Origin of the sequence: Marisediminicola antarctica (assembly GCF_009930795.1) — a bacterium.
Classification (GTDB): domain Bacteria; phylum Actinomycetota; class Actinomycetes; order Actinomycetales; family Microbacteriaceae; genus Marisediminicola; species Marisediminicola antarctica.
Genome location: NZ_CP017146.1, coordinates 2,779,204 through 2,797,670, shown reverse-complemented (window position 1 = coordinate 2,797,670; position 18,467 = coordinate 2,779,204). Strand labels below are relative to the sequence as shown.

Sequence of the window (18,467 nt, the reverse complement as noted above, 5' to 3'; positions counted from 1 at the left end):
GGTTCGGGGCCTCGATGATGGGATCGCTCGCGACCCCGCAGTTACTGCTCGACCGCGGGGAGGGCTGCCACGTCTGGGATGTCGACGGCAAGCGCTATCTCGACTTCCTCGCCGGCATCGCTGTCAACACTCTCGGCCACGCGCATCCGGCCCTCGTCGCCGCCGTCAGTAAGCAGGTCGCGACCCTCGCCCACGTGTCGAACTTCTTCGCAACGCCCCAGCAGCTCGAGCTCGCCGAGCGCCTCTGCCGGATCAGCGGGGCGGGTGACCGCGGCCGCGTGTACTTCGGCAACTCCGGCGCCGAGGCGATCGAGGCCGCGATCAAGCTCGCGCGCCTGAACAAGGGAGACGGCTCCCGCCGCCGCATCCTTGCCCTGCACAATTCGTTCCACGGGCGCACGATGGGCTCGCTCTCGCTCACAGGCAAGGCGGCGCTGCGCGAGGCCTTCGAGCCGCTGCTCGGGGGAGTGGAGCACATCGACACGACCATCGAGGCACTTGAGGCCGCGATCGACGACACCGTCGCGGCGATCGTGATCGAGCCGATCAAGGGTGAGGCCGGCGTCATCGACCTGCCGGACGGCTTCCTCCAGCGCGCCCGCGAGCTCACCGCCGAACACGGTGCCCTGCTGATCCTCGACGAGATCCAGACCGGCATCGGCCGCACCGGCAGCTGGTTCAGCTTCCAGCAGGACGGCATCGTGCCCGACGCCATCGTGCTCGCCAAGGGCATCGCGGGCGGCGTGCCGATCGGCGCGCTGATCACTTTCGGCGCCGCGTCCGACCTCTTCGTCCCAGGCCAGCATGGCAGCACCTTCGGCGGCAACCCACTCGCGACCGCGGCCGGGAACGCTGTGCTCACCGAGATCGAAGACGCCGGGCTCATCGAGAACGCCGCGCGCCGCGGCAACGAGCTGCGCGAGATCATCACCGCGATCGGCTCCCCGCTCGTCACCGAGATCCGCGGTCGCGGGCTGCTGCTCGGAATCGGCCTCGCCGAACCCGTCGCCGCTCAGGTCGCCGCGAAGGCGCTGGAACTCGGCCTCATCATCAATGCGCCCAACGATTCGAGCATCCGTCTCGCGCCGCCGCTCATCGTCGGTGACGCCGAATTGGCCGAGTTCCGTGACCTGTTCACCCAGGCACTCGCGGCCGCCACCCCACAGGGACAGCGATGACCCGGCACTTCCTGCGCGACGACGACCTCACCCAGGCGGAGCAGTCAGAGATCCTCGACCTCGCGATCGAGCTCAAGAAGGACCGCTTCCAGGTGAAGCCGCTCGCCGGCCCGCAGACCGTCGCGGTGATCTTCGACAAGTCCTCCACCCGCACGAGGGTGTCGTTCGCTGTCGGCATCGCCGACCTCGGCGGGGTGCCGCTGATCATCAGCACCGCGAACAGCCAGCTCGGCGGCAAGGAGACCGCGACCGACACGGCGCGAGTGCTCGAACGCCAGGTCGCGGCGATCGTCTGGCGCACCTTCGCCCAGTCGGGCCTTGAGGAGATGGCGGCCGGCACCACCGTTCCCGTCGTGAACGGGCTCTCCGACGACTTCCACCCGTGCCAGCTGCTCGCCGACCTGCTCACCATCCGCGAGCACCGGGGTGCCCTCGCGGGCAGCACCGTCACGTTCCTCGGCGACGGCGCGAGCAACATGGCCCAGTCGTACCTGCTCGCGGGAGCGGTAGCCGGCATGCACGTGCGCATCGCCTCGCCAGGCGCCTTCGCGCCCACGGCATCCGTCGTCGACGACGCTCGCCGGGTCGCGGCCGTCAATGGCGGCTCGATCGAGTTGTTCACCGACCCGGTCGCGGCCGTCACCGGTGCCGACGTCGTGGTGACCGACACCTGGGTCTCGATGGGCAAGGAAGACGAGAAGTCCAAGCGCCTGCGCGACCTCGGCGCCTACCGCGTCGACGCCGAACTCATGGGCACGGCGTCGCCCGGTGCGCTCTTCCTGCACTGCCTTCCGGCCGACCGCGGCTTCGAGGTCACGGCCGACGTCATCGACGGCCCGCAGAGCGCGGTCTGGGACGAGGCCGAGAACCGGCTGCACGCCCAGAAGGCGCTACTCGTCTGGCTGCTGGCTCGCGCCTAAACTTTTCAACCACAACACTGAAGGAGAAACACCACATGGCGGAACGCGTTGTCCTGGCCTACTCGGGCGGACTCGATACATCGGTCGGTATCGGCTGGCTCAAGGATGCGACGGGTAAAGAGGTCGTCGCCCTCGCCATCGACGTCGGGCAGGGCGGCGAGAACATGGACGACATCCGTCAGCGCGCGCTCGACTGCGGGGCCGTCGAGTCCCTCGTCGTCGACGCGAAGGAGGAGTTCGCGAACGACTACCTGATGCCTGCGCTCAAGGCCAACGCGATGTACCAGAAGACGTACCCGCTCGTCTCGGCCCTCAGCCGGCCGCTCATCTCGAAGCACCTCGCCCGCGTCGCCAAGGAGCTCGGCGCGAGCAGCGTCGCGCACGGCTGCACAGGCAAGGGCAACGACCAGGTTCGATTCGAGGCCGCGATCGCCGCCCTCGCCCCCGACCTCACGAGCATCGCACCCGTTCGCGATCTCGCCCTCACCCGCGACAAGGCGATCCTCTACGCGGAGGAGCACAACCTGCCGATCCGCCAGAGCGCGAAGAACCCCTACTCGATCGACAAGAACGTATGGGGTCGTGCGGTCGAGACCGGGTTCCTCGAGGACCCGTGGAACGCCCCGATCGAGGACCTCTATGAGTACACCCAGGACCCGACCATCCCGCGCGAGGCCGACGAGGTCACCATCACCTTCGTCGCCGGCATCCCGACGGCCATCGACGGCGTGAGCTACACCCCGCTCGGCATCGTCGAGCAGCTCAACACTCTGGCCGGAAAGCATGGCGTCGGTCGCATCGACGTGGTCGAGGACCGCCTCATCGGCATCAAGAGCCGCGAGGTGTACGAGGCCCCGGCCGCTGTTGCCCTGATCACCGCGCACGAGGCCCTCGAGGCCCTCACTCTCGAGCGCGACCTCGCCCGCTACAAGCGCGGCGTTGAGGCCGAATGGTCGAACCTCGTCTACGACGGGCTGTGGTTCTCCGGCCTCAAGCGCTCGCTCGACGTGTTCATCGACGACACTCAGAAGTACGTGAGCGGCGACATCCGCCTCAAGCTGCAGGGCGGCCGTGCGACGGTCACCGGTCAGAAGAGCGCGCAGAGTCTCTACGACTTCGACCTCGCCACCTACGACACCGGCGACACGTTCGACCAGTCGCTGTCGAAGGGCTTCATCGAGATCTGGTCGCTGCCGAGCCGCATCTCGGCGCGTCGCGATCTGGCGGGTAGCTAGCCGCCGTGGCGCTCGAGGGCGAGGGGTCATCCACCAACGAGGGAGCGCTCTGGGGCGGTCGGTTCAGCACCGGCCCGTCCCCGGAGCTTGTCGAGCTCAGCCGCTCGACTCACTTTGACTGGCAGCTCGCGGGGTATGACCTCGACGGCTCGAGGGCGCACGCCACGGCCCTCGCCGCCGCCGGGTACCTTACCCCCGACGAGTTGAAGCGGATGCTCCTTGCCCTCGATCAGCTCGGCGCGGGCGTCGCCGACGGAACGGTCACGCCGCTCGACAGCGACGAAGACGTGCACGGCGCCCTCGAGCGCGCCCTCATCGACATCGCCGGCCCCGAGCTCGGCGGCAAGCTGCGCGCGGGCCGCAGCCGCAACGACCAGATCGCCACGCTCATCCGGCTGTACCTTCTGCACCACGCGCACGCGATCTCGCACCACGTCGTGCGGCTCATCGACGCGATCGCCGCGCAGGCCGATCAGCACCTCGGGGCCGCCATGCCCGGGCGCACCCACCTGCAGCACGCCCAGCCGGTGCTGCTCTCGCACCACCTCCTCGCCCACGCGTGGCCGCTCGTGCGCGACCTGGAACGGCTGCGGGACTGGTCCCAGCGGGCATCCGTCTCGCCCTACGGCTCGGGCGCTCTCGCGGGCAGCTCGCTCGGGCTCGACCCGCAGCTCGTCGCCGACGAGCTCGGGCTGTCGCGGCCCGCCGAGAACTCGATCGATGCGACCGCGAGCCGCGACGTCGTCGCCGAGTTCGCGTTTGTGACCTCGCTCATCGGCATCAACCTGTCGCGGTTCTCCGAGGAGATCATCCTCTGGAACACGCGCGAGTTCGACTTCGTCACTCTGCACGACGGCTACTCGACCGGGTCGTCGATCATGCCGCAGAAGAAGAACCCCGACATCGCCGAGCTCGCCCGCGGCAAATCCGGTCGGCTGATCGGCAACCTCACGGGGCTCCTCGCAACGCTCAAGGGACTACCACTCGCCTACAACCGCGACCTGCAGGAGGACAAGGAGCCGGTCTTCGACTCGGTGCAGACCCTCGAGGTGCTGCTGCCGGCGTTCACCGGTATGGTGTCGTCGCTGAAATTCAACACGCCGCGGATGGCCGAACTCGCACCCCAGGGCTTCAGCCTCGCCACCGATGTGGCCGAATGGCTTGTGCGCGCGGGCGTGCCGTTCCGCGACGCCCACGAGATCAGCGGTGCTCTCGTGAGCCACTGCGAGAAACTCGGCATCGAGCTGCACGAGCCCACCGACGACGAGCTCGTCGCGATCTCGCCCGCGCTCACCCCAACCGTGCGCGAGGTGCTCACCGTGGGCGGCTCGATCGCCAGTCGCACCGGCGTCGGCGGCACCGCCCCCGACCGGGTGGCCGAGCAGCTGGCCGAACTGACCGCCAGGGTTCGCGCGATCGCCGTCGTTCTCAACCCGGAAACGGTGAAGGAGAACCGGTGACACTGGAGCGGGACCGGCCGCGGCGGAAGCGAGAGCCGCGGAAGCCGTGGGTGATCCCGACGATCGTCGCCGGCGTGCTCCTGTCCCTCGGCTTCGTCTTCGCCCTTCTCTCCCTCAGCGGCAACGGCCTCGGGCTCTTCTAGGGCGCCATGTCAGAGCGCACAGGAACCGGCGGGCACCCGTTCGATCGCGCCCTGCTCGCGGGCTCGGCCGTGCAGGTCGCCCCATTGTTGCTGGGCGCGGTGATCCGGCACGGTGATGTCGCGGTGCGGCTCACCGAGGTCGAAGCGTACCTCGGCGCGGACGACCCCGGATCGCACGCGTTCCGCGGCCAGACCAAGCGCAACACCGTGATGTTCGGCGAGCCGGGCCACCTCTACACCTACTTCACCTACGGCATGCACACCTGCGCGAACGTCGTCTGTGGCGGCCCCGGCGCGGCCTCCGGGGTGCTGCTGCGTGCGGGAGAGGTCGTCGAGGGGCTGCCGCTCGCGCGGGAGCGCCGCACCACCGCTCGCCGCGATCGTGATCTCGCGCGAGGGCCAGCGAGGCTGTGTGTGGCGCTCGGGATCACGCTCGCCGACGGCGGCCTCGACCTTTCGACCGGGCGAGTGCGGCTCGAGCTGCCGTGGGAACCGGCGCCTGCCGTCGCCGCGGGTCCGCGCACGGGGGTGTCCGGGCCGGGCGGCGGGGCTGAGTTTCCGTGGCGGTTCTGGGTTCCGGGGGATCCGACCGTGTCGCCGTATCGCGCGAGTGTGCGGCGGCAGCGTGCGGCGGCTCGGCTTGAGGCGCTGCAAGCTGGCTCCGATCGGCAGCGTGGTCAATAACGGTGTGCTCAGCCTTGGCGGCCTTTTCCTCGGGGGTTGAGCTTGTTGATGACGAAGGTGCGGCCTCGGCGGCGGACGACTTGTGCACCGGGAAGATTTTTCAGCGACTTCAACGAATTTCGTACCTTGCTGACACTCCTCCGATAACGATTCTCGTTTACGATAGTGACATGGTCAGTGTGAAACGCCCAATTGAGCCCGCCGGTCGCCGACGCTGGACCGGGGTGTCGCTGGTCAGCGGCCTCGATTGGGCCGTCGTCGCGGAGGTGTCCCGCCTTATCGCTGGCGGGCCGAGGGCGTCGGGGACCGAGGTTGAGGAGGCGACATCTACTCCGGCCGACTTCGCTGTGCGCTTGGCCGAGGAAGTATTGGAGGAAGCCCGACTGGGTAGGTCCGGCCACACGGTGCTGGCCTTGGAAGCTGATGCCAATCCGATGGAAGTCGGCCTTGTCCTGGAGGCCCAGTTCGAGTCTGGGCTCAGCGAGAGGGTCGAGGTCGAGCTGATTCACCTCGTCAGTGTCGTCAAGTGTGGTGACGTTCTGCGATGGCTGGTGGATCCAGCACCCGGGGATGGTGACGACCTCGATTCCGGCGAGAGACTGGCGGTACAGATCGAGTTCGCGACGAGCATCGTCATCGCTGACTCTGTCCCGCATGACATCCTCCGGGTGGCCCTCGGCCTCATCAAGAGCCTCAACCCGACAGCAGCTATCCTCAGCCTCGCTGATATCTGCACCCGCAATTGGGTGCGCGGCGACACGCGAACGATCTGGCCCGCACGAAGGGTCGGCCGCACCATGGGCTGGATGCTGGCCCTTTCTAGCTCCCGTTCCGTGGTGGACCCCCGTCACGGTGTCGATACCCTGGTCTGGCGGGATCCGCGCCCGTTCCATTCGGGGCGTCTATCGGAAATGATTCACGAGGACCTTCGACCCGAACGAGTGGGTCGTATTGCCCGCTCCAGAGGCCTCACCCAGCTGGCCACCCGTTCCTCGTCGGTCGGATCTTGGCACAGCGCCGGCGACAATCTCAGCCTTCAGCCAACGGATCTGGCCACCTGGAGTCCCGATTCGCCTGCCGGGCAGGAACTAGTCTTCTTCGGCCTCGGACTCAACCTCGACCGAATCAGCGATGCTCTCGATGCCTGCCTCCTTACCGGCCCCGAACTGCTCGCTGGCCCGATGGGCTGGTCCCGCTTCCCCGACCCCTTTCCCATCTGGCCTGAGGCCCACCACCACTAGCAGGACCTTCATGCCCGATGGCTCGCCCACTGCCGATGGCCCAATCACGGTCGAGCTTTGCGCCCCAATGGCCAGCTACTCGCCGGGCCGCCGCTCGCGTCCGGCCAGCTGACGCGCGCAGTCAGCTGACGCCGGCCACCGTCATGACGATCGCGGCGGTGCAGAGCCCGGCCCAGGTGAGGCTCGCGAGCGACCCGATGATGAACCGCTCCCGTGCGAGCTCGTTCTCGAGCTCCGAATAGCGGCCGAGGCCCTTGACCGCGACGATCACGGCGACCGCGCCCGGCTGGCCCGCGACGACCGAGCCGATGAGTGCAAATCGCTCGAGGTAGCCGATCGTCGTTCCGCCGCGCAGGATCTCCCGCTGCGCGGGGGCGGGGGAGCGCACGTCGCGCACGAGGATTCCTCCGTGGCTGCCGAGCGGCACGCTCCCACGGGTCGCGACACCGAGCAGCACCGAGACGATCGGGCTGCCGCCGACGACGCCGAGCAGGGTGAGGCCGAGCCCGGCGAGGAGCGCGAGGGCCGGATGCGGCGCCGTCGCGACGGGACCCAGCATCCCCGCAATGACAATCGCGGCGACGGGCACAGCGGCCGGCACGATCAGCCAGTGCCGGCCGGGCCGCACTGCAAAGAACGCGATGGCGACCGCGGCCCAGACGAGCACCACGGCGACGATCCAGACGACGAGGAGAACCATGCCACTCACGATTGCACCTCCCGCCCGTGGTTGTCGACTTCGCGTGCGGTCCCTGTGTCGGCTGTCGCGATCAGCCGGGCAAGCGGGTCGAGCACCGACTCCTCCGCCCGGAGCTCCGCCGCCCGCGCACGCTTGCTCGCGGCCTGCGGGCTGATCCCGAGCCTCGCCGCGGCATCCGACTGGGTCAGGCCCGTCGCGAGCAGATCGTGCAACTCCCAGCCCTCGTCGCTGCGCCGGTCGCGAATCACCAGCAACAAATCGAGGATCGCCTCCGCGTCGGTGCCCGGCGTCGCGGCGGGTACCGACTCGAGCGCGAACCGCGTCGGGCGCTTCTTCGACCGATCGACCGCGGCGCGGGCGGCGACGAACGCATCGCCCGACGACTCGCGCACGCTTGCGGGGAGCGGCTCGCGCACCCCGCCTATGCCGCATCCGACGCTCCACCGCCTCGACCGGGTGAGGCGCAGGATGATCGCGAGCGCGTCGCGACCGGAGGCCGCGAGCATCTGGATCTCGTCGCCCGCAGTGCGGTCCGCGGGCAGGAGCAGGCCGAGCGTCGGGTCGGAGTTGAGTTGATCGAGGGTGCCGGCCACAGCATCCGGCGTCGAACGGCTGTCTACCTGGTCGGCGGTGATGACGATCATTGCTACTCCTCAAGCCTCACGGGATGTTTGTCACTAAGACAAGTTTAATAGCTTGATGTCTACCTCATCAAGTCTGCAATATTGATTCATTCCCCAAAGGGCACGACGGTCTCGGCTAACCTGTTGTTCGTGTCGCACCCTGAAACCCCGTCGCCCCAGCCCGCCCTGTCGTCGCAACGCAATGACGCCTCCTTCGACGACATCTGGGAGGAGCTCAACTGGCGGGGACTCGTGCATGTGTCGACGGATGCCGTGACCCTCAAGTCACTCCTGGCAGGACCTCCCATCACTTTCTACTGCGGTTTCGACCCGACCGCACCGAGCCTGCACCTCGGCAATCTTGTGCAGCTGCTGACCATGCGGCGTCTCCAGCTGGCCGGCCACCGCCCGCTCGGACTCGTCGGCGGATCGACCGGGCTCATCGGCGACCCGCGGCCGACCGCCGAGCGCGTGCTCAACACCCGCGACACGGTCGCCGAGTGGGTGGGCTACCTGCGGGCCCAGGTGTCCCGGTTCCTGAGCGGCGAGGGCGACAACGCCCTGCGCATGGTCAACAACCTCGACTGGACGGCCGGCCTCAGTGCCATCGACTTCCTGCGCGACATCGGCAAGTACTTTCGGATCGGCACAATGGTCAAGAAAGATGCCGTGAGCGCGCGACTCAACTCCGCCGAGGGGATCAGCTACACCGAGTTCAGCTACCAGGTGCTGCAGGGACTGGACTACCTGCAGCTGTACCGCGACCACGGCTGTGTGCTCCAGACCGGGGGATCGGACCAGTGGGGCAATCTCACCAGCGGCACGGACCTCATTCACAAGGCGGAGGGGGTGAGCGTGCACGCGATCGGCACGCCGCTCATCACGAACTCCGACGGCACGAAGTTCGGCAAGAGCGAGGGCAACGCGATCTGGCTCGAGCCGAGCATGACGAGCCCGTACGCGTTCTACCAGTTCTGGCTCAACACCGACGATGCCGATGTCATCTTCCGGCTGCGGGTATTCACCTTCCTCGACCGCACTGAGATCGATCGGCTCGCCGAGGCGGTGGCGACCGAACCGTTCAAGCGGGAGGCGCAGCGGGCCCTCGCCTGGGAGGTCACGACGCTCGTGCACGGCCCCGAGGCGACCGAGTCGGTCATCGCGGCGGCCGCGGCGCTGTTCGGCCAGGGTGACCTGGCGGTGCTGGATGCCGGAACGCTCGAGTCCGCCCTGCGCGAGCTGCCCAACACGACCAGTCCCGCATCGACTCCGGTTGCACAGTTGCTGCTCGACACCGGTCTCACGACGAGTGCGGGGGAGGGCCGGCGCGCGATCGCCCAGGGCGGTGTCTATGTGAACAACGCACGCGTCGAGAGCGAGGCGGCGACCCTCGAAGGGACCGTGCTCCCGGGTGGATTCGCGGTGCTCCGGCGAGGCAAGAAGACCCTCGCAGGCGTGTTCGTCGAGTGACCCTCAGTGCCGACACGCCCGGCGGGAAAGCCAGCTTGCGCGTCATGTAACCGCCACGTAATGTTTCCTCTTGTCACCCCAAAGGTTCGCAAAGCCGCAGTGCTAAACGGCCTCAAGAGGGACTAGATCCGGTTCAACTCTCCACCCTGGTTTCAGGCGTGAGTGGGGGACATAGGATGAAATCCGCTCGGCGGGTCTGCTTGACAGATTCGATTCAAGTGGTAAGGTTGTGAAGTTGCCCTGTGGCTGCCCGTGAGGGTGTGGTGCAGGAGCGTCCGATCCTTGAGAACTCAACAGCGTGCACAATGTCAAATGCCAAAAACCTCGTGTATTTCGTCCCGTTTCTAGCGGTGATGGATGCAGGAGATTCCTTTGGAATACATTTAAACAACAAAGCAAGTCAGTAATGATTTGTTCTGTCAGTTTCAAACTTGCTTCTTGTTCACCTATTTCCGGTGGCTTGGGGCGCTAGATGTGTCGGTGAGCTTGCTTGCTGGCTATCAAACATTTACGGAGAGTTTGATCCTGGCTCAGGACGAACGCTGGCGGCGTGCTTAACACATGCAAGTCGAACGATGACCTCCAGCTTGCTGGGGTGATTAGTGGCGAACGGGTGAGTAACACGTGAGTAACCTGCCCTCCACTCTGGGATAAGCACTGGAAACGGTGTCTAATACCGGATACGAGCTTCCGCCGCATGGTGAGGAGCTGGAAAGAATTTTGGTGGTGGATGGACTCGCGGCCTATCAGGTAGTTGGTGAGGTAATGGCTCACCAAGCCGACGACGGGTAGCCGGCCTGAGAGGGTGACCGGCCACACTGGGACTGAGACACGGCCCAGACTCCTACGGGAGGCAGCAGTGGGGAATATTGCACAATGGGCGAAAGCCTGATGCAGCAACGCCGCGTGAGGGACGACGGCCTTCGGGTTGTAAACCTCTTTTAGTAGGGAAGAAGCGAAAGTGACGGTACCTGCAGAAAAAGCACCGGCTAACTACGTGCCAGCAGCCGCGGTAATACGTAGGGTGCAAGCGTTGTCCGGAATTATTGGGCGTAAAGAGCTCGTAGGCGGTTTGTCGCGTCTGCTGTGAAATCCGGAGGCTCAACCTCCGGCCTGCAGTGGGTACGGGCAGACTAGAGTGCGGTAGGGGAGATTGGAATTCCTGGTGTAGCGGTGGAATGCGCAGATATCAGGAGGAACACCAATGGCGAAGGCAGATCTCTGGGCCGTAACTGACGCTGAGGAGCGAAAGCATGGGGAGCGAACAGGATTAGATACCCTGGTAGTCCATGCCGTAAACGTTGGGAACTAGGCGTAGGGTCCATTCCACGGATTCTGTGCCGCAGCTAACGCATTAAGTTCCCCGCCTGGGGAGTACGGCCGCAAGGCTAAAACTCAAAGGAATTGACGGGGGCCCGCACAAGCGGCGGAGCATGCGGATTAATTCGATGCAACGCGAAGAACCTTACCAAGGCTTGACATATACCGGAAAAGTTCAGAAATGTTCTCCCCGCAAGGTCGGTATACAGGTGGTGCATGGTTGTCGTCAGCTCGTGTCGTGAGATGTTGGGTTAAGTCCCGCAACGAGCGCAACCCTCGTTCTATGTTGCCAGCACGTAATGGTGGGAACTCATAGGAGACTGCCGGGGTCAACTCGGAGGAAGGTGGGGATGACGTCAAATCATCATGCCCCTTATGTCTTGGGCTTCACGCATGCTACAATGGCCGGTACAAAGGGCTGCAATACCGTAAGGTGGAGCGAATCCCAAAAAGCCGGTCTCAGTTCGGATTGAGGTCTGCAACTCGACCTCATGAAGTCGGAGTCGCTAGTAATCGCAGATCAGCAACGCTGCGGTGAATACGTTCCCGGGCCTTGTACACACCGCCCGTCAAGTCATGAAAGTCGGTAACACCCGAAGCCGGTGGCCCAACCTTTTGGAGGGAGCCGTCGAAGGTGGGATCGGTAATTAGGACTAAGTCGTAACAAGGTAGCCGTACCGGAAGGTGCGGCTGGATCACCTCCTTTCTAAGGAGCATGTGCAGCGTCCTCTGTATACAGGGACATCAAGCTGCCAAGCCAATTCGGAGAAACCCTGTCCTTTCTGGACAGCACGCCTCCGGTGGCGCTCATGGGTGGAACATTGACATTGTGGCCAGGTAGATTTTCTGCCTTCTAGTACGTCTTGTCGCTTGCGGCGGGATTGGAACGGGGACGGTTGGTAGGCCTGGTCTTTTGCACGCTGTTGGGTCCTGAGGGACCGGGCCGGCGGACACTTCGGTGTTCACGGACTGGGAACTTTGGACCTTGTCGGGACAGACCGGTTGGTTTGGCCCGCGGGGTACCGCCCGTATTTTGAGAACTACACAGTGGACGCGAGCATCTTAGACTCGTGTGATGATCCCAGGGACTTGTCCCGGGGTGAATTGCGCGTGTCTTCATATGAAGATCTAGCAAATTTATTTGCTGGTTCTTTGTGTAATTTTGTCATCAAGTTTCTAAGTGCAAACGGTGAATGCCTTGGCATCTGGAGCCGAAGAAGGACGTATAAATCTGCGATAAGCCTCGGGGAGCTGATAATAGAGCTGTGATCCGAGGATTTCCGAATGGGGAAACCCCGCCAGGGGTTGTAAGACCACCTGGTGACTCCCGCCTGAATATATAGGGCGGGTAGAGGGAACGTGGGGAAGTGAAACATCTCAGTACCCACAGGAAGAGAAAGCAAAAGCGATTCCGTAAGTAGTGGCGAGCGAAACCGGAAGAGGCCAAACCGATCATGTGTGATAGCCGGCAGGCGTTGCATGGTCGGGGTAGCGGGACTTTTCAGCAGTTACTGCCGTGCTGCAAGGATTACAGCGCGATATAGACGAATGGGATTGAAAGCCCAGCCATAGAAGGTGCCAGCCCTGTAGTTGAAATGTCGTAATGGTCCGAGAAGTATCCCAAGTATCACGGGGCCCGAGAAATCCCGTGTGAATCTGTCAGGACCACCTGATAAGCCTAAATACTCCCAGATGACCGATAGCGGACAAGTACCGTGAGGGAAAGGTGAAAAGTACCCCGGGAGGGGAGTGAAATAGTACCTGAAACCGTTTGCATACAAACCGTTGGAGCCTCCTTAGTAGGGGTGACAGCGTGCCTTTTGAAGAATGAGCCTGCGAGTTAGTGATATGTGGCGAGGTTAACCCGTGTGGGGTAGCCGTAGCGAAAGCGAGTCTGAATAGGGCGATTCAGTCGCATGTCCTAGACCCGAAGCGAAGTGATCTATCCATGGCCAGGTTGAAGCGACGGTAAGACGTCGTGGAGGACCGAACCCACTTCAGTTGAAAATGGAGGGGATGAGCTGTGGATAGGGGTGAAAGGCCAATCAAACTTCGTGATAGCTGGTTCTCTCCGAAATGCATTTAGGTGCAGCGTTGCGTGTTTCTTGCCGGAGGTAGAGCTACTGGATGGCCGATGGGCCCTAAAAGGTTACTGACGTCAGCCAAACTCCGAATGCCGGTAAGTGAGAGCGCAGCAGTGAGACGGTGGGGGATAAGCTTCATCGTCGAGAGGGAAACAACCCAGACTACCAACTAAGGTCCCCAAGCGTGTGCTAAGTGGGAAAGGATGTGGAGTTGCGCAGACAACCAGGAGGTTGGCTTAGAAGCAGCCACCCTTGAAAGAGTGCGTAATAGCTCACTGGTCAAGTGATTCCGCGCCGACAATGTAACGGGGCTCAAGCACACCACCGAAGTTGTAGATTTCGCATAGTAGCCCGGCACCCTTTTGGGTGTCCAGGCGTGCGGAGTGGTAGGAGAGCGTCGTGTGGCGAGTGAAGCGGCGGTGTAAACCAGCCGTGGACGCCACACGAGTGAGAATGCAGGCATGAGTAGCGAAAGACGGGTGAGAAACCCGTCCTCCGAAAGAACAAGGGTTCCAGGGCCAGGCTAATCCGCCCTGGGTAAGTCGGGACCTAAGGCGAGGCCGACAGGCGTAGTCGATGGACAACGGGTCGATATTCCCGTACTGACGAAGAACCGCCCAAGCCAATCCAGCGATGCTAAGCATCTGAATCCCCTAGATGGATCCCTTCGGGGTGAAGCGTGGGGCCTAGCGTGCGACCCTATGCTGGTGCGGTTAGCGTATTAACAGGTGTGACGCAGGAAGGTAGCTGAGCCGGGCGATGGTTGTCCCGGTCTAAGGATGTAGGCCGAGAGAAAAGGCAAATCCGTCTCTCATTAAGGCTGAGACCCGATGGGTACCCCTCACGGGGGAAATCAGTGATCCTATGCTGCCAAGAAAAGCATCGACGCGAGGTTCTAGTCACCCGTACCCCAAACCGACTCAGGTGTTCAGGTAGAGAATACCAAGGAGATCGAGAGAATCGTGGTTAAGGAACTCGGCAAAATGCCCCCGTAACTTCGGGAGAAGGGGGGCCTGAGGCGTGAATGGACTTGCTCCAGGAAGCGCTGTAAGGCCGCAGAGACCAGTGGGAAGCGACTGTTTACTAAAAACACAGGTCCGTGCCAAGTCGCAAGACGATGTATACGGACTGACGCCTGCCCGGTGCTGGAAGGTTAAGAGGAACGGTTAGCCGCAAGGCGAAGCTGAGAATTTAAGCCCCAGTAAACGGCGGTGGTAACTATAACCATCCTAAGGTAGCGAAATTCCTTGTCGGGTAAGTTCCGACCTGCACGAATGGCGTAACGACTTCCCAGCTGTCTCAACCGCGAACTCGGCGAAATTGCACTACGAGTAAAGATGCTCGTTACGCGCAGAAGGACGGAAAGACCCCGTGACCTTTACTACAGCTTGGTATTGGTGTTCGGAGTGGCTTGTGTAGGATAGGTGGGAGACTGTGAAGCTGGCACGCTAGTGCTGGTGGAGTCATCGTTGAAATACCACTCTGGTCACTTTGGATATCTAACTACGAACCGTAATCCGGTTCTGGGACAGTGCCTGGTGGGTAGTTTAACTGGGGCGGTTGCCTCCCAAAAAGTAACGGAGGCGCCCAAAGGTTCCCTCAACCTGGTTGGTAATCAGGTGTCGAGTGTAAGTGCACAAGGGAGCTTGACTGTGAGAGTGACAACTCAAGCAGGGACGAAAGTCGGGACTAGTGATCCGGCAGTGGCTTGTGGAAGCGCTGTCGCTCAACGGATAAAAGGTACCTCGGGGATAACAGGCTGATCTTGCCCAAGAGTCCATATCGACGGCATGGTTTGGCACCTCGATGTCGGCTCGTCGCATCCTGGGGCTGGAGTAGGTCCCAAGGGTTGGGCTGTTCGCCCATTAAAGCGGTACGCGAGCTGGGTTTAGAACGTCGTGAGACAGTTCGGTCCCTATCCTCTGCGCGCGCAGGAAATTTGAGAAGATCTATCCCTAGTACGAGAGGACCGGGATGGACGAACCTCTGGTGTGTCAGTTGTTCCGCCAGGAGCACCGCTGATTAGCTACGTTCGGAATGGATAACCGCTGAAAGCATCTAAGCGGGAAGCCAGCTTCAAGATGAGATTTCCATACCTTCGGGTGAGAGGCTCCCAGCTAGACTACTGGGTTGATAGGCGGGATGTGGAAGCGAGGACTAAAGACTCGTGAAGCTGACCCGTACTAATAAGCCGATAACTTGATAACACCAAAAATTGGTGCTTGCGTCCACTATGTGGTTCCTGATCTACGGTCGGGAACTAGCACAAACGAACTATCGTTTGTCTGTTCACTTTGTAAATCAACAAGTGTTACGGCGGCCATAGCGAGAGGGAAACGCCCGGTCACATTCCGAACCCGGAAGCTAAGACTCTCAGCGCCGATGGTACTGCAAGGGGGACCTTGTGGGAGAGTAGGACACCGCCGGACTTAAACTAGCAACACCAAGAAAGCCACCCCTCGGGGTGGCTTTCTTGCGTTAACGGTTGGTTTTCTTCTTCTTGCTGAGCGTCGCAGCGTGGTCGGGAACCTCGTGGTTCTCCTCGCGAGGGGGACGCTCGTAGTCGGATGCCGGCGGCCGCGACGGGATCTTCACCGCAGGCGGCTCCCTGTGTTCGTAGGGCACCGCCGACAGCAGATGGCTGATCATGTTGAGCCGGGAGGCGCGCTTGTCCTCGCTTTCGACGACCCACCAGGGCGCCTCGATGATGTCGGTGTGCACGAAGAGCTCATCCTTGGCCTTCGAGTAGTCCACCCACTTGGTGATCGAGAGCACGTCCGTCTCCGACAGCTTCCAGCGGCGCATCGGGTCGTTCTGCCGCGAGCGGAAGCGCCGCTCCTGCTCGAGGTCCGAGACCGAGAACCAGTACTTGAGCAGGATGATGCCGTCTTCGACCAGCATCCGCTCGAACAGCGGGGCCTGGTGCAGGAACCGGCGATGCTGGTCGTGGGTGCAGTAACCCATCACGTGCTCGACCCCGGCGCGGTTGTACCAGGACCGGTCCATCAGCACGATCTCGCCCTTCGCGGGCAGGTGCTCGATGTAGCGCTGGAAGTACCACTGGCTCTTCTCGCGCTCCGTCGGCATCGGGAGGGCCACGATTCGCGCGACGCGTGGGCTGAGGTACTCGCTGACCCGCTTGATTGCAGACCCCTTGCCCGCGGCATCGCGGCCCTCGAAGATCACGACCACACGTGAGCCGGTCTCCAGCACCCACTGTTGCATGACGACGAGCTCGGCCTGAAGGCGGCGTAGCTCGGCGTTGTAGGCAGTCTTGTTGACCCGTTTCGGCTTGTCGGGCTTCTCGCTTGTCATTCGGTGACCCCTCGTCGACGTTGGCTCAGCGTAGCGCGGGGCGCGGGAGTCTAGAGTTATCTGCGTGACCGACTACACCGCACCCGACGACTCGGACGAGACGGATGCCCTGCTCTCCCGCGTGCGCGTGATCGAGGACCAGCCGCTCGAGACGCGCGCAGCCTCCTTCGGCAACGTGCACGATGCGCTGCAGTCGCGACTCGAGGGCGGCGACTCGCGCTCGCATGGCTGAATCCGGATGGGCCGCCCAGGGCCGGCTGCCGGACGGCGTGGGCGAGTCCGGCCCGGGGGCGGGGCAGACTGATCTGCGCCTCGACGCCGCGACCGCCGGGCGCGGTCTCGCCCGCTCCCGCACCCACGCCTCCCAGCTGATCACCGATGGACTCGTCACAGTCGATGGCCGACCGGTCGTCAAGGCATCGGTGCGGGTGCGCGCGAGCCAGGTCATCGAGGTCGCTGGGACTGATCACTACGTCAGCCGTGCCGCCCACAAGCTGAACGCCGCGCTCGACGCGTTCCCGGTCCGTATCGAGGGGCGCGTGGCGCTCGATGTCGGCGCGTCCACCGGCGGGTTCACCCAGGTGCTACTCGAGCGGGGCGCTACCCGCGTGATCGCTCTCGATGTCGGACACGACCAGCTCGCCCCCGACATTGCCGGCGACGAACGGGTGACCGTGATCGAGGGCTACAACGCCCGCTTCATGACCGCGGAGAACCTCGCCACCGCCGCCGGCGGGCCGGTGGCGCCGGAGATCGTCGTCGCGGACCTCTCGTTCATTTCATTGACGACCGTGCTTCCGGCCATCGTCGGCACGGCAGGCCTCCGCTCGAGCTACGTGCTGCTCGTGAAACCCCAGTTCGAGGTCGGCCGCACCGGCATCCGCGAGGGCATCGTGCGCCAGGCGCCGTTGCGCACCGACGCCGTGAATGGCGTGCTCTGGGCCGCATGGGATCTGGGGCTTCCCACCGCCGGAGTGGTGTCGTCCCCGATTGCCGGAGCCAGCGGCAATCACGAGTATCTGGTCTGGTTGGACGTGGCGGCCGGCCGCAGTCCGGCAGAATGGTCAGACGCGGTTACTGCTCTGACGGAAGCCAACTGACAACGTGAGGACCTGAGAAGTGCCACAGCGCCACATCCTGGTTGTCGCCCACACCGGCCGCCCCGAATCGCTCAAGGCCGCCGTCATTGTCGGCCGCCAGCTCGTCGACGCCGGCGTGATGCCGGTCACCCCGCGTGAGGAGTACGGTGACATCGTCGGCTATGCCCCGGATCTCGTCGGCATCCAGGTGCTCGGCGACGATGTGCAGCTCGGCGACCTCGAACTTGTCATCGTGCTCGGCGGTGACGGCACCATCCTGCGCGCCGCGGAACTCGTCCGCGGGTCGGCGGTGGCCCTGCTCGGCGTCAACCTCGGGCACGTGGGCTTCCTCGCCGAATCCGAGCGGGATGACCTCACCTCCACCGTGCAGCGCGCCCTCGCCCGGGACTACCTCGTCGAGGAGCGGATGACACTCTCGGTGCAGGTCAAGATCGACGAGGAGGTCGTCTATGAGACGTGGGCTCTCAACGAGGCGACGGTCGAGAAGGCGAGCCGGGAACGGATGCTCGAGGTCGTCATCGAAGTCGACGGCCGCCCTCTGTCGTCGTTCGGCTGCGACGGCGTCGTCATGTCGACGCCGACCGGGTCGACCGCCTACGCGTTCTCGGCCGGTGGGCCGATCGTCTGGCCCAGCCTCGACGCGATGCTCCTCGTGCCGCTGAGCCCGCACGCCCTCTTCGCCCGCCCGCTCGTTGTCGGACCAGACTCCGTCTTCGCCGTCGAGGTGCTCTCGAGGACGCAGGGGATCGGCGTGCTCTGGTGCGACGGCCGCCGCACTCACGACCTCGCCCGCGGCGCCCGCGTCGTCGTGCGGCGATCGCCCCAGCCGGTTCGCCTCGCCCGCCTGCATCCGGGCCCGTTCACCGACCGCCTGGTGCGCAAGTTCGCCCTCCCGACGATCGGATGGCGCGGACCGCATGACACCCGCGATGACGACACTCACGATGACGACACCCACGACGCCGAGTTCCTCGACGACAGCGGCCCCGCGTGA

General features: G+C 63.8%; 15 protein-coding genes and 3 rRNA genes. 14 read left to right on the top strand and 4 right to left on the bottom strand.

Annotation, left to right across the window (positions count from 1 at the left end):
- The first annotated feature begins 14 nt into the window (after positions 1 to 14).
- The 6 genes from BHD05_RS12980 to BHD05_RS12955 are packed head-to-tail and all read left to right on the top strand — an operon-like array spanning position 15 to position 5,620.
- Positions 15 to 1,178, top strand: coding sequence for an acetylornithine transaminase (locus BHD05_RS12980; protein WP_161887545.1), 1,164 nt, complete (start codon positions 15 to 17; stop codon positions 1,176 to 1,178).
- The gene (gene argF / locus BHD05_RS12975; protein ID WP_161886795.1) at positions 1,175 to 2,098 is read left to right on the top strand and encodes an ornithine carbamoyltransferase; all 924 of its coding nucleotides are present in this window, start codon (positions 1,175 to 1,177) and stop codon (positions 2,096 to 2,098) included. Before BHD05_RS12980 ends, argF begins: the two co-directional genes overlap by 4 nt.
- Before the next feature lie 35 nt (positions 2,099 to 2,133).
- The gene (locus BHD05_RS12970; protein WP_161886794.1) at positions 2,134 to 3,333 is read left to right on the top strand and encodes an argininosuccinate synthase; all 1,200 of its coding nucleotides are present in this window, start codon (positions 2,134 to 2,136) and stop codon (positions 3,331 to 3,333) included.
- Positions 3,334 to 3,338: 5 nt separating this feature from the next.
- A complete protein-coding gene (gene argH, locus BHD05_RS12965) occupies positions 3,339 to 4,793 on the top strand; it encodes an argininosuccinate lyase (RefSeq protein WP_161886793.1) in 1,455 nt (484 codons plus the stop codon).
- Entirely contained in the window at positions 4,790 to 4,936 is a 147-nt protein-coding gene (locus BHD05_RS12960) for a hypothetical protein (protein WP_161886792.1), read from the top strand. Before argH ends, BHD05_RS12960 begins: the two co-directional genes overlap by 4 nt.
- A 6-nt stretch (positions 4,937 to 4,942) precedes the next feature.
- The gene (locus BHD05_RS12955) at positions 4,943 to 5,620 is read left to right on the top strand and encodes a DNA-3-methyladenine glycosylase (RefSeq protein WP_161886791.1); all 678 of its coding nucleotides are present in this window, start codon (positions 4,943 to 4,945) and stop codon (positions 5,618 to 5,620) included.
- A gap of 8 nt (positions 5,621 to 5,628) precedes the next feature.
- On the opposite strand, the gene BHD05_RS12950 is transcribed toward BHD05_RS12955, so the two are convergent.
- The gene (locus BHD05_RS12950; RefSeq protein WP_236966547.1) at positions 5,629 to 5,733 is read right to left on the bottom strand and encodes a ribosomal protein bL36; all 105 of its coding nucleotides are present in this window, start codon (positions 5,731 to 5,733) and stop codon (positions 5,629 to 5,631) included.
- Between the two features lie 240 nt (positions 5,734 to 5,973).
- Between BHD05_RS12950 and BHD05_RS12945 the strand changes: the two genes are divergently transcribed.
- Complete coding sequence (locus BHD05_RS12945) at positions 5,974 to 6,861, top strand: GTP-binding protein (protein WP_236966546.1); 888 nt, start codon at positions 5,974 to 5,976, stop codon at positions 6,859 to 6,861.
- 121 nt (positions 6,862 to 6,982) lie between these two features.
- On the opposite strand, the gene BHD05_RS15995 is transcribed toward BHD05_RS12945, so the two are convergent.
- Together BHD05_RS15995 and BHD05_RS12935 are read right to left on the bottom strand one after the other, a co-directional pair.
- Positions 6,983 to 7,561 carry a hypothetical protein gene (locus BHD05_RS15995; protein WP_236966545.1) on the bottom strand — a complete coding sequence of 193 codons (579 nt, stop codon included), beginning with the start codon at positions 7,559 to 7,561 and terminating at the stop codon, positions 6,983 to 6,985.
- 5 nt (positions 7,562 to 7,566) lie between these two features.
- Positions 7,567 to 8,205, bottom strand: coding sequence for a DNA-binding protein (locus BHD05_RS12935; RefSeq protein WP_161886789.1), 639 nt, complete (start codon positions 8,203 to 8,205; stop codon positions 7,567 to 7,569).
- A gap of 129 nt (positions 8,206 to 8,334) precedes the next feature.
- Here BHD05_RS12935 and tyrS point away from each other — a divergent pair, with 129 nt between their 5' ends.
- The 4 genes from tyrS to rrf all read left to right on the top strand — a co-directional run bounded on the left by tyrS (position 8,335) and on the right by rrf (position 15,487).
- Positions 8,335 to 9,654 (top strand): tyrosine--tRNA ligase, encoded by a 1,320-nt coding sequence (gene tyrS / locus BHD05_RS12930; protein ID WP_236966544.1) that lies wholly within the window; start codon positions 8,335 to 8,337, stop codon positions 9,652 to 9,654.
- Positions 9,655 to 10,161: 507 nt separating this feature from the next.
- Positions 10,162 to 11,680, top strand: a 16S ribosomal RNA gene (locus tag BHD05_RS12925).
- Positions 11,681 to 12,140: 460 nt separating this feature from the next.
- A 23S ribosomal RNA gene (locus tag BHD05_RS12920) occupies positions 12,141 to 15,265 on the top strand.
- Between the two features lie 105 nt (positions 15,266 to 15,370).
- Positions 15,371 to 15,487: ribosomal RNA gene (rrf, locus tag BHD05_RS12915) — 5S ribosomal RNA — on the top strand.
- Together the 16S, 23S and 5S rRNA genes form the textbook arrangement of a ribosomal RNA operon.
- A gap of 49 nt (positions 15,488 to 15,536) precedes the next feature.
- Here the strand turns inward: rrf and ppk2 are convergent.
- A complete protein-coding gene (gene ppk2, locus BHD05_RS12910; RefSeq protein WP_161886788.1) occupies positions 15,537 to 16,373 on the bottom strand; it encodes a polyphosphate kinase 2 in 837 nt (278 codons plus the stop codon).
- Between the two features lie 64 nt (positions 16,374 to 16,437).
- Here ppk2 and BHD05_RS15795 point away from each other — a divergent pair, with 64 nt between their 5' ends.
- The 3 genes from BHD05_RS15795 to BHD05_RS12900 are packed head-to-tail and all read left to right on the top strand — an operon-like array spanning position 16,438 to position 18,467.
- Positions 16,438 to 16,605 carry a hypothetical protein gene (locus tag BHD05_RS15795; RefSeq protein WP_202614222.1) on the top strand — a complete coding sequence of 56 codons (168 nt, stop codon included), beginning with the start codon at positions 16,438 to 16,440 and terminating at the stop codon, positions 16,603 to 16,605.
- On the top strand, positions 16,598 to 17,473 hold the full coding sequence (locus BHD05_RS12905) for a TlyA family RNA methyltransferase (RefSeq protein WP_161886787.1): 876 nt from the start codon (positions 16,598 to 16,600) through the stop codon (positions 17,471 to 17,473). Before BHD05_RS15795 ends, BHD05_RS12905 begins: the two co-directional genes overlap by 8 nt.
- 19 nt (positions 17,474 to 17,492) lie before the next feature.
- Positions 17,493 to 18,467: an NAD kinase gene (locus BHD05_RS12900; protein ID WP_161886786.1), complete on the top strand. Its 975-nt coding sequence runs from the start codon at positions 17,493 to 17,495 to the stop codon at positions 18,465 to 18,467.